Source organism: bacterium (assembly GCA_040753085.1).
GTDB lineage: Bacteria > UBA9089 > JASEGY01 > JASEGY01 > JASEGY01 > JASEGY01.
Window position 1 is genome coordinate 1 of record JBFMHI010000079.1, and the last position, 11952, is coordinate 11952.

Consider the following 11952-nt stretch of genomic DNA (forward strand, 5'->3'; position numbering starts at 1 on the left):
AGACAAGGAAAAGACTTTTACCCCCCATAGTTGTGGAGATAATAACGTGATTGAGGCGAGGCATAATGTTCTCCAAACTGTTACCAGTTTTTCAGCCCTTTTTTAGGGGATTTGGGACAATGCCGTATTTTTTTAAACTAATGCTACTTTTGCCTTAAAGGCCGGGGGATAATTTGCCCTCATTTTCTTCATCAACCTCCTCTTTTTTGACCTCAACTGTAACTTAACATACTGTCCGATTTTTTGGGTCCATTATACAACTAACGATTTCCATAACCTGCACGGGCAGCCACCAAACCCGAAAACCTGACGCGGCTAATCCGCGTCAGGTTGATGCGCTGTTAGCTCTCGTGTCTTTGTTCATCTGTTCCATTATTCTCTTCGTGCCTTAGTGGCTTTGTGGCTGAGTAGTTACGGATTGGAAAGGAATGAAAGATATGCCCCTAACTATAAGTATCCAGGATGGTTGGCTGGATATCAATAAAATTCGTAACTACTCAGCCTCTATATAGTAGCCTTACCTAGCGAAACCACAACATATTGTGTTTAGGTGTTTAAAAGTTAGCTAAAATTCCTAAAAAACGGCTTTCTATGCAACCTATAAAAGGAGACGAACCACAATATATTGTGTTCTGTAAGCTTCAAAATCAATATGTGGTGGCTGAGTAGTTACTAAAATTCTTTGAAATTAAGCGGTATAAAGGCCTAAAGGTTTGGGCCAGATATGCCGATATGAATGACAAGAGAAACAAAGGCCCTAATCCTACATCGAAGCAAGAAAGGCAGCACTAATGGATTTTATGATCGAAGTATACAAGGATAAGGATGAAACCTACATTGCCTCCTGTCCGAAGTTAGAGGTATACAGTTATGGGCATACTCTTGATAAAGCCGTGGCTCGATTAAAGGAAGTAGTCAATTTTTATATGGAATCGGCCAGGGAATTAGGGGTCAGCCTGGAAGAGCTATGCATAGGTCACAAAGGCAGTAATATCCCTCAAGAGCGTTACTCTAGCTTATTAAAAAACAGAGAGCATTTACACTGAGGGGCGATGTTCATCGCCCTTTATTCTCCTCCCCCCGGTCCCAACCGATAGCCACAATGATTAGCCGAACACCCCTCGATGCTCGATGCTCGATCCTCGATGCTCGATGCTGGTAAAGGACCCAGTCTCCTGTATCGAGTATCCAGCGGATGTTCCACAGAGGGAACATAATATTTTGGTCATAAGTTCTTTGCTACCAATGAGTTATGTTAAAAAAGTAACGTTATGTTAGTGCCTACAACGGTATCACTTTGATATACAAGGAGTTATATAAAACAATTTTATCATAACCATAACTGGGATGTCAACAACTTTTTTAAATATTTTCGACCTGTACGGTTAAGAAACCGCTGAAGCGGTTAGGAGGGGGACTTGTTCTCTACCGATTCACCCCGATAAATCGGGGTGCTATTCTCATCATCTCCTCATTTCTATCGAGATTAATATCCCCATTTCTACTGAGATTAGCACCCTGATTTATCAGGGTGATGCGAATAAGACAACATATAGAATCCTAACCGCTTTAGCGGTTTCCAAGGCTCAGCCTAACCGTACAGGTCGAATATTTTTTGTAACCGTTCACGCCACCAGGACACGAAGCTTAGTGGCTGAACACTTACAGGAGGGGAAATAATGAGGGGTAATTACTACCTATATTTCCATCCCATGATGCTCGATGCTGGATGCTCGATCCTCGATGCTGGTAAAAGATCCAGTATCCAGGATCGAGCATCGAGCATCGAGCATCGAGGATCGAGGATCGAGACCGGGTAATCCTATAATCGGGGGAATAAGGGTTTGCCTTTAGCCACTTTGGTGTGAGGCGGTAACACACCCCACTCCTGGAGAGAATCCATCTTCATTTGAGATGTAACCCCGAGTTGGTTCAGGAGCTTCTCGCCGGAAGCCGGGATAAAGGGTGAGATAAGCACCCCGATAAACCGGAGGGCTTCGGCCAGATTATACATCACCGTAGCCAATCGAGACTGTTTAGTTTTGTCTTTGGCCAGGACCCAGGGGGCGTTTTCATCAATGTATTTATTGCAAACACTAATCAATTCCCAGATAGCGATTAGGGCCTGGTGGAATTCTAATTCATTCATGGCCTGATCTACTTTGTCTGGTATGGCCAGGGCGGCCTCAGCTAAATCTTCACCTGACGAAGGATTGATCTCACCGTTAAAGTACTTTTCAATCATGGTCAGGGTTCGAGAAACGAGATTCCCCAGGTCATTAGCCAAGTCGCTATTATATCTGTGGATAAGGCTCTGCCATGAAAAATCTCCATCCAGACCAAAGGGGACCTCTCGCATAAGGAAATAGCGCAACCCGTCCACGCCGACCTCATCCGCTACCTGGAAGGGATCAACCACATTCCCCAAGGACTTAGACATCTTCTCTCCTTCTATGGTCCACCAGCCATGGGCAAAGACCCGCCGGGGGGGTAAAATTCCAGCCGCCATAAGCATAACCGGCCAGATAACGGTGTGGAATTTCAAGATGTCTTTGCCTATAATGTGGCAATCGGCCGGCCAATAGCGGCTGAATCCTTCCTCATCATCAATATAGCCGACGCCGGTTACATAATTTATCAGGGCATCAAACCACACATAGATGACATCTTTGCTTCCGGACAGGGGAACAGGCACGCCCCAGTTGAAGGAGGACCGGGTGATGGATAAATCTCTGAGGCCTTCTGCCACCAGATTCCTGATCTCTCTTTCCCTCGTTTTAGGGCGAATAAAGTCAGGATGACGGTCTATATAATCTAAAAGCCGGTCCTGGTAGTTTGACATCCTGAAAAAGTAGCTTTTTTCGGCCAGCCACTGGGTTTGTCTGTGACAGGCTGGACACAGGCCCTTATCCAGTTGCCGTTCTGTCCAGTAGCTTTCACAGGGGGTGCAATACCAGCCCTCATAATCGCCCAGATAGATATCCCCTTTTTCGTAGATACGCTTAAAGATGGCTTGCACCGTCTTTACATGTCGGCTTTGGGTGGTCCGGATAAAATCATCATAAGAGATATTTAATTTCGTCCATAACTCCTGGAATCTACCGACTACTTCATCCGCTAATTTCTTTGGTTCTTTGCCGGCGGCTCTGGCGGCTTCTTCTACCTTTTGACCGTGCTCATCTGTGCCGGTTAATAAAAAGACGTCAAATCCGGCCAGACGTTTATATCTGGCCAGACAATCAGCCGCCACGTTGGTATAGGCATGGCCTAGGTGGGGGATGTCATTCACATAATAAAGGGGGGTAGTAAGATAAAACTTTTCAGGCATTCGGTTCTTCCACCGGCAGGTCTATCTTTCTTTCATTTTCCAGTTGAATCAGGCATTTACACCGCATAGGATCAATTTCAACCACCTTGCCTCGTCCTTCGGGGGTTTCTATTTGAGTGCCTAACTTAGGGCAGTGTTTCCGGAACTTGGCATAATCACCGTATTCATACGATAGGCAGCACATTAATCGTCCACATACGCCGGATATCTTGGAAGGGGTCAGGATAAGGTTTTGTTCCTTGGCCATGCGGATAGAGACCGAGTCAAACCGTTTTAGAAAGGTGCTGCAGCAGAGGGGTTGTCCACATAAGCCAAAGCCGGCAAACATCTTGGCTGCATCCCTTACCCCAATCTGGCGAAGTTCTATCCGTGTTTTAAAGGCATAGGCCAAATCTTTAACCAGCTCCCGGAAGTCAGTTCGTCCTTCGGCCGTAAAGTAGAAAGTGATCTTTGAGCCATCAAGGGTATAATGAACAGTAATCAATTTCATGTCCATATCACGATCATTAATCTTTTTCTGACATATCTTGAAGGTCCTCTCTTCGCGTTTTCTATTATAAGCCAACTGTTCCAGGTCTTGTGGGGTCGCTTTTCTGACCACCGGGAAGAAGCCTTCATCTCCCCTTTCCTCGATAGCCTTAGCCTCTTCGGCTACTAAGCCTGATTCTATCCCCCGGTCGGTCTTGACTACACAAATATCTCCTCGCTTTAGTTTAATTTTTTCAGTATTGATGCTGAAATAACATAGCTTATTTTCTTTGGGAAGGCAAATGCCTATGATTTCTAACATTAGGTCTCCTTCATGGATCGCGATTAATCCGAACTCACGAGGCCAGTTCAATTACCTTCAACCCCATCACTTCCACGGCGAGCTGAAGGTTAACCGATCCCTTTATTAGTCTTTTGGTTTCCTCGATAAGCTCAATTAACTTCTCTAATCTCCCGGGGCCAATTCGAGTCCTTTCATTGCTCCCCGGCTTGCCTTCAATTTGGCCGATAAGACGGCGGCGAAGATTAAGCTCAAAGAGATCTAAGAGGTCGCAGACCTCATCCCTGGATGAGGGGAGTTCTGCCGAGAGAGAAAACACGGCTGAAGGACCATCGCTGAGAATGTGGTTTAGCCAACCGACCACCATCTGTTCTTTTTCTAAGAGGTCTTCAGCTAAATACTGTTTCGCCCGACCTAAGCTCCCTCCTGAAAGATGAATCAGGGAAGGGATAGCTTCAGGAGCGGTTTCCCACTGTAATAACACCTTCTCCTGGGCCTGGTATGGCAGGGGACTGAATCTTAATCCCTGGCAGCGTGAGGAAATAGTAGGCAAAACAGCTTCATAGTCACGGGTCATGAGAATAATAATAGTTTCAGACGGTGGTTCTTCCAGGGTAACTAAAAAGGCATTAGCTGCCTCAGTAGTCATCCGTTCTGCCTCAGGGATAATGAATACCCTTTTTTCTCTGCCCAGGGGCTTGAAGGCTGCTCGGCTTCTGATCTCCCTGATTTGGGAGATCAGAATAAAACTCCCTTCTGGTTTTATCTCTTCCACATCAGAATGGAGGCCGGCCTCGATTTTTCGGCAGGATGAGCAGGGTCTATCCGGCAGACAATACTGCTCTTCACAATTTAGAGCTTTAGCCAAGGCTCTTGCCGTAAGGGCCTTCCCCACCCCTTCCGGACCATAAAAAAGATAGGCGTGAGCGAGGCGCTTACTTTGCAGGGCCTTTTCCAGCATAGTGACGGCATATGCCTGGCCTATTATCTGACTAAAGGGTGATGGAGTTATCACTATTTCTCACTTCCGCATACGAGCTATTGCCGCTGCAGGGGGATACCTCCCTATATAGCAATCAACATTTGTCGTTCCAGAATTATGAGCGCGTGCCTTCGCTAGCCTTATGAGGTGTTCCAACTGCATGTAGTGATCTAATTCCGACTTTTCATCCCGTGAAAGACCGGTAGTCTTTTCCCGGTAAATTAAGTCTGCCACACGCTCTTTTACCGCATTCGATGGTTGAAAGTTAATGAGATTACTTGGCCTCGTTCCAGATGCAATGAAGTCTATTACTTCCTCATATGCTCTCACTGGGCTCATAATATCCCCTCCAATGGATATGATATTTTCTGTCTGGGGTTTTGGGATAGACTCTTAATAGTCTTAATAATATCGTAACCGTTCAGCCACAGATGCACACAGATGAAACACGGAAAATCCGTGAGCCGTGTCCGTGATTCGGGTCTGTCCTTAGGCTGTAGGGACAACCCTTGTGGTTGTCCGTCTACAGAACGGACATGGACAAGCACGGACAGGGACAAGCCCTGTCCCTACACTTCCGCCTTCTGTCCTGTGTTATTTATCCGTGCTAATCCGTGCAGCTATACCTGAACGGTTACAATAGTCTTAATAATATAATAGTCTTAATAATATCATAGCCGGAAGTCTATTGTCAAGGATAAAATGGGCTCAGCTCTTCTCTGGCCTCAAGGAAAAGATGCCTCATATACTGAGAGCTTTCTAATATCCCCTGATAAAGAGCCAGCGAGCGAGCCATCACCGCTTGCTTGTCTTTAACCTTACCCTGGGCTAAGGCCCGGGCTATGGAAAGGGTAATCCCTTGAATGGCTGTGCCCACAAAGGCGACTTCGGCCCCTTTCTCTTTTATCTGTCGGTCAATGTCTTCTAAAGAAGCAATGACTTTAGGGGATGGGTCATGGGAAAGGCGGTAGGTAAGTTCTATGCCCTGTTGGCAGATGTGTTCCAGATAAGAGAGTGTGTTTATTACGCCGGTCATTGCTGTAGCCAAATTTTTTCTGTCAGGAACCTGGTATACGGACCGGACCTCTTCCAGTATCCGATTTATGGGCTGAGGCTGAGCACAATATTGGGCAATGGCTTCCTTAAGAGTCATCACCTCTGTTCCCCTGATTAAAGCCCCCCCCTCGGTAGCATCAATGCACCTGGCTTTCACTTTGGGTATGCCTTCTTCCAACCACTTGAGATAGGCATAGAGGGTCATCCGATCAGTTAAGACCTCCCCGCCGCCGATAGCCGGCACCTTAATCAGATTCTTTCGCCTCTTTCTTAGGATTTCTTCGACATACTCCTCCTTTAAGGTGGACTCGTCTAACCTCCCCCGGTGTTTTTTTATTCGCTCTTCCACATAGGCCACGCCGTCCACATACATTCGCTCCCCGGTAAAGGCTAGGTCCTGACCCACGAAGATGATGGGATTACCCCCTAAAAGTCTGGCCAGATCAAAGGCAGAAGTGGCCACAGAACCTCCGCTTTGAAGATGTCCTCTGGAGCCGATTCGCTCCTCTAACCAGCTCACGAGAGGATTTATCACGAAAGTTAGTCCTTCTTTTTCTTTGCCCTCGGCCTTAGCGGTGGAACTGAACATAATAGGGCCTTTAAAATTCTTGATTACCTCAGGGTAGGCGATACAGTCAGCAATAAGGGTAATATCTTCGCCAGCTACTCCCTCAAAGTCCTTAAAACTTTCAGGCTGGGCATCGATCGAGAGAACTATATCGGGAATTATCTCCCGGGATAGGAGCGGCTTCAGGGCTGTATCCACGGCCATTAAGACCCCTTTGCCTTTGGCGGCTTTGAGTTCCTCCATATTTTTGGCTAAGGAGGGGCCGGCCGAGATGATAAAAATGGGAATGCCTTCAAAGGCCCCAAATAGGGCACTGACTCCAGGGCAGGAAAGGATAGGGGTAATATTCTTAAGAATGTTCTCCATCCACAGGTTTTCCAGAACCATTCTGGTCAGGGTATCCCTAAGCCTCTCCGAGACAACGGCATAGAGGATTTCTTTTGCCTGGTGATAATAGGCGGGAGACAGCAAAATCGAAGGGGGATGTTCGATGGTCAGTATGTTGGTTAGTTGGACAATATCAAGCCAGCCGCTAATCTCATCCTTAGTCTCGGCGAGGTCCGGGGTGACTATTAATTTGAGGCCTTTCCATTGCAGGATCTGCCTGAGATCGATCAATTGTAAGGCGGTCTTTAATATGCCGAAGTCCTTTTCCAGGATGAGCAGTTTTTTACCCGGCTTAAGGTGCCTGACCATGGCCAGGACGTGATAGCCCAACCCTAAACCAAAGACCGCAATAAGACTGGCTGAAGACAAATCATAGGCCTGGATAAACCGGCCGGCTTCTTTCAGGGGATCATATCGGCTGTGAAGGAAGTTGTTTCCTATCTTGAGAGTAGGCAGTCCCTGTCGAGCAGGGATAACTTCAATTTCGCCTGACGGTTGAATATTCTCGACTTGCCGGGCCAACTCAGGCTCGATATACCTGAGCAGCTTGAGATTATTCCCATAAAGTTGGTTATCTTTGTCCATTTAATAAAATAGGCTGAAGGCTGAAGGCTGAAGGCTTTTAGGCTGAAGGCTTTTAGGGACGGTCTTCAGTCTTCAGCCTTCAGCCTATCCTTTGTTCCTCATAGTTTCAAGGGGTGAAGAGCGAACAGTTAAGGGTATTTTTACCTTCAGGCCATCCTGTCTGGCCGATTCATAAATAGCCATAATCATTTCCAGGGCCAGCCGGGCTTCATGGCCGCTGGAGATACTCTCTTTACCTGTCTCGATACATTCAATTACATCTTCCACCCCGCCAATAAAGATATTTTTTTGTCTGGCTGGGTCAGGGAAAGGCCTTTCGGCTAATTCCCAAAAGCCTTCATACCTGGGACTGACGTCTGTTTCCCACATAGCCAGGGACTCATTACCGATCAAGATCCTGCCTCTTGAACCCTGAATGTCCAGCTCAAAGTTAAAATACTCTCTGCCTCCGCTACCCTCAACCGAAGCTATTACACCGTTTTTAAAATAAATAATCCCATGGGCGACATTTGAGACAAAAACGCCTGTTTCATGCGGCTTCATCTCCACAAATCCTGAAACCCAAGCCGGTTCTCCGGCAAAGAAGGTGAGCATATCCATTAGATGAGTTCCGTCACGGACAAGGGTATAGTCCTCTAAGATCACCGGGGATGATTCACTATTCCAAACACATCCATAGCCGCCCCCCAAGGCATTGGCATTTATGAGCGCTAACTCCCCAATTACTCCCTCTTCAATCAATCTTTTGGCCTGGTGATAGTTGGCGCTCCATCTTCGTTCGTGGTTAATAACTAAGGCGGTATTACATCTCTTGGCCGTCTTGATCATCTGATCGGCCTCAATTAGTGAAAGGGCGATTGGTTTTTCACAAATGATACCCTTTACTCCGGCTTCGGCGGCGGCGATGGTTATTTCAGCATGAGTGTCACCCCAGGTGCAAACACTGACTATATCCAGGTCTTCGCGCTCAAGCATCTTACGGTAGTCTTGATAAAGGGCCTTAACCCCCCATTCTTCTCCAAAACAACGAAGCCTGTCCTCATTTATATCACAGGCGGCGACTATTTCAGTTTTGTCAACGGCGGCATAAGCCCCCGCATGGGTGCAGGGATGCCCTCTCAACTTGTCGTGCTCTAAGATACTGGCCACCCGACCGCAGCCAATAATGCCTACTTTATATTTATCCATCCAACCCTTTATCTCCCCGCCAATTTCACCCTCACCCTATCCCTCTCCCATCAAGGGAGAGGGAATTTTGCTTTGTCTCCCAACTAACTGCCTAATGCGGCGGTGAGCGGTGCCCGAAGGGCATCCGTCTCCACTGCCTGGTTCTCCCCGGAGCGAAGCGGAGGGGAGAACCAGGCAGTACCGCTCACCGCCGCATTCCCCCCGTCGCTACGCTCCAGGGGGAACGAAAAGCTCAGCCACCGCCTTTGGCGATCGGCTGCAGCGAGTTGTTAGACAATCATAATGTAAGAACATGATCGTATTTTAATATCCTTTCGTCTATTGTCAGTAATCCAAGATTGTAAACTTGAGCCGTAGCAACAATAATCTGGTCGGCTGGATCACGATGGAAATTGCCGGGTAGTTTTGTTGATGCTATTGCAATTCTGGGCGTTAGTTCGATTAACTGTATGTCTGGCAAGGTTGTTGCGACTTCCATCCACTCTTCAATTGGACATGCCAATTTCAGCCTATTATACTCTACCAATTTAGCAACTTCCCAACATGATATGACACTCACACCTAAACCGTCTGCCCTATGCTGTTCTATAACTTGTTTGTGCTTTTCAGTAAGTTGCTCACTTTCATCTGCAAACCAGATCCAAATGTGTGTATCTAACAATATCAACCCAGCACCTCCCAATCATCTTGAGCTACTGGTTCTGTGGGGTCAATATACTCGAGTACTTTACCACGCAACGGTGAAGGAATTGATTTACGCACTTTCCCCCTCCAACCTAAGATAATGACCTCAACCAATTCTCCCTCTTGAAATGGGAGAGCATTGAGGTGTAATACACCGTTTGTCGTAATTCTTTTTTTAATTCGATAAGCTTCCATTGATAAACCCCCATTTCATGTATTATTCTGAACAGCCTAACTTAGTTTTGAGTAGTTACTTTATCTCTGCGCCTCGGTCAGTTAGTCCTCCATAGTAGATATATCCCCCGTGGGCAGGCCCAGGTCCCAGGCCTTAAGGACACGGCGCATGATCTTCCCGCTTCTGGTCTTAGGCAGTTTGTCTCTGAAATCAATCTCTCGAGGGGCGGCGTGAGTAGCCAGATGTTCCCTAACAAACTGAGTTACTTCACGCTTTAGTTCATCGGAAGGCTCATACCCCTCACGAAGGGTAATAAAGGCCTTAATGGCTTGACCTCTGACCGGATCCGGTTTGCCAATCACGCCGGCCTCGGCTACGGCCGGATGTTGAACCAGGGCGCTTTCCACTTCAAAAGGCCCAACCCTTTCACCGCAGGTCTTAATGACGTCATCCGCTCGTCCGGCATACCAGATAAAACCGTCTTCATCCTTGTAAGCAGAATCACCGGTTAGATACCAGCCCTTAATTCGGAAATATTCCTGGAATTTCTCCTCATCACCCCAGATAGTTCGCATCATTGACGGCCAGCCAGGTCTGACTACCAGATGCCCCATCTCACCGGCGGACACTTCATTTCCTTCCTCATCTACCACCGTGGCGTAAGTGCCGGGAAAGGGTTTGCCTGTAGCCCCGATCTTAAAGTCCATACTGCGATAGTTGCAGATAAGCTGCATGCCTGTTTCTGTCATCCACCACGTTTCATGGGGAGCCAGTCCGGTGATCTTTCTTATCCAGCGCAGGGCCTCAGGATTAAGAGGCTCGCCCACGGTGCAGATATGACGAAGACTGCTTAAGTCATATCTTTTGGCTACCTTTTCCCCGGCGCCCATCAACAGGCGATAGGCCGTGGGGGCGGAATACCACATAGTAACCTTGTATTTTTCAATGGTCTTATACCACCTGGCCGCCCCAAATGGCCCTCCTAAAACCACACTGCTGATACCCAGGGTCCAGGGGCCATAAACACCATAAGATGTCCCGGTCACCCAACCCGGATCGGCTGTATTCCAATAGATATCATCATCTCTAAGATTCAGGGCCCACTTTGAGGTCTGATAGTGCCCTACCATAGCATATTGACGATGAAGGGCCCCTTTGGATCGACCGGTAGAACCGGAGGTGTAATGAATGATCAGACCGTCATCCAGGCTCAACCATTCCGGGGTACAATCTTCAGAGGCCACAGACATCTCTCCCTCATAGCTTACCTCGCCTTTTTCCAGGGGAGTATACAATGCCCCACTATCTCCTACCATAATAGATGTCTCCTCTTCTTCACTCAAGACCGCTTTGGGCATTTCACCCCTGGCCCCCACTAAAATAGTGTGTTTCATGGCCGGCAGTTTGGCATAAGGGATCCGCTGTTTGAGCCGTTGATTAGTAATGATCGCTACCGCTGCGCTATTCTCCATCCTGTCTTCGATAGCCTGTTCCATAAAGGCCTCAAAGAGGGGAACCGGAATAGCCCCAATCCGATTGATGCCCAGAATGCCAATGTAAAGTTCCGGACTGCGGGGCAGCAGGGTCCCTACCCGGTCTCCTTTTTTAACCCCCAGTTTCTTAAGGACATTCCCGAATTTAGAGGAAAGAATCTTGAGATCCTGAAAGGTATATTTTTCATCTCTTTCGTCATCAGAGTAATAAAGGGCGACTTTGTTTTTTCTCCAGGAGGCGGCATGCCGGTCGACGGCCTCGTGAACCACATTTACCTGGCCTGTTTTATCCCAGTCAAATTGGCCTTCTACCTCCTTCCAGTCAAAACTCCGGCAGGCCTCATCATAATCTTGTAGATTGGCATCAATGTCAGCCGGCTTCCGTTCCCATTCCACCTTTTCTTTAATAAAGGCCGGCACAGTAGATCCAGAACCCATAAATTTTTCGGACATCTTAATATCTCCTTTCTTTGTTGTTTTTTGGCGCGCCATTTCGCCTAACGGCATTTCACTCTTTTGTCTTCGTTAATTTTCCGCTCCACAAGTTCATAAATCTCTGTTGCTATAGTAACAGATTCCTCTGCCATTTCAGGAGTAAAATCATATATTGGGGGACGGTTCAAAATCATCCATTTTCTTGTGAAACTTTAGGCGCGGTTAACCTTCCGCAGAAGTAGGGTGGACATTACCCACCAATCTGTTCGCCATCTACGCCTTTTTGGTGGGCGGTGCCCACC

Annotated in this window: 12 protein-coding genes; 2 read left to right on the forward strand and 10 right to left on the reverse strand. The window is 47.3% G+C overall.

What is annotated here, in order from left to right; translation table 11 throughout:
* Positions 1-800: 800 nt before the first annotated feature.
* Positions 801-1046, forward strand: a complete 246-nt coding sequence (locus tag AB1797_08965) for a type II toxin-antitoxin system HicB family antitoxin (protein ID MEW5767740.1) — start codon at positions 801-803, stop codon at positions 1044-1046.
* Positions 1047-1056: 10 nt separating this feature from the next.
* On the opposite strand, the gene AB1797_08970 is transcribed toward AB1797_08965, so the two are convergent.
* Positions 1057-1215: a hypothetical protein gene (locus tag AB1797_08970; GenBank protein ID MEW5767741.1), complete on the reverse strand. Its 159-nt coding sequence runs from the start codon at positions 1213-1215 to the stop codon at positions 1057-1059.
* 464 nt (positions 1216-1679) lie between these two features.
* Here AB1797_08970 and AB1797_08975 point away from each other — a divergent pair, with 464 nt between their 5' ends.
* On the forward strand, positions 1680-1820 hold the full coding sequence (locus AB1797_08975) for a hypothetical protein (protein ID MEW5767742.1): 141 nt from the start codon (positions 1680-1682) through the stop codon (positions 1818-1820).
* A 2-nt stretch (positions 1821-1822) separates the two neighbouring features.
* On the opposite strand, the gene metG is transcribed toward AB1797_08975, so the two are convergent.
* From metG to AB1797_09020, 9 genes are all read right to left on the reverse strand, one after another.
* On the reverse strand, positions 1823-3328 hold the full coding sequence (metG, locus tag AB1797_08980; protein MEW5767743.1) for a methionine--tRNA ligase: 1506 nt from the start codon (positions 3326-3328) through the stop codon (positions 1823-1825).
* Entirely contained in the window at positions 3321-4118 is a 798-nt protein-coding gene (locus AB1797_08985; GenBank protein MEW5767744.1) for a stage 0 sporulation family protein, read from the reverse strand. The genes metG and AB1797_08985 overlap by 8 nt, the downstream gene beginning before the upstream one ends.
* A gap of 34 nt (positions 4119-4152) precedes the next feature.
* The gene (gene holB / locus AB1797_08990) at positions 4153-5112 is read right to left on the reverse strand and encodes a DNA polymerase III subunit delta' (protein ID MEW5767745.1); all 960 of its coding nucleotides are present in this window, start codon (positions 5110-5112) and stop codon (positions 4153-4155) included.
* A gap of 6 nt (positions 5113-5118) precedes the next feature.
* Complete coding sequence (locus AB1797_08995; protein MEW5767746.1) at positions 5119-5418, reverse strand: hypothetical protein; 300 nt, start codon at positions 5416-5418, stop codon at positions 5119-5121.
* A gap of 352 nt (positions 5419-5770) precedes the next feature.
* Positions 5771-7675: a 6-hydroxymethylpterin diphosphokinase MptE-like protein gene (locus tag AB1797_09000; protein ID MEW5767747.1), complete on the reverse strand. Its 1905-nt coding sequence runs from the start codon at positions 7673-7675 to the stop codon at positions 5771-5773.
* An 84-nt stretch (positions 7676-7759) separates the two neighbouring features.
* Complete coding sequence (locus tag AB1797_09005) at positions 7760-8863, reverse strand: Gfo/Idh/MocA family oxidoreductase (GenBank protein MEW5767748.1); 1104 nt, start codon at positions 8861-8863, stop codon at positions 7760-7762.
* Positions 8864-9140: 277 nt separating this feature from the next.
* Positions 9141-9530, reverse strand: coding sequence for a type II toxin-antitoxin system VapC family toxin (locus tag AB1797_09010; GenBank protein MEW5767749.1), 390 nt, complete (start codon positions 9528-9530; stop codon positions 9141-9143).
* Entirely contained in the window at positions 9527-9742 is a 216-nt protein-coding gene (locus AB1797_09015) for a hypothetical protein (GenBank protein ID MEW5767750.1), read from the reverse strand. Before AB1797_09015 ends, AB1797_09010 begins: the two co-directional genes overlap by 4 nt.
* 81 nt (positions 9743-9823) lie before the next feature.
* Positions 9824-11668, reverse strand: a complete 1845-nt coding sequence (locus tag AB1797_09020; protein ID MEW5767751.1) for an AMP-binding protein — start codon at positions 11666-11668, stop codon at positions 9824-9826.
* Positions 11669-11952: the final 284 nt, after the last annotated feature.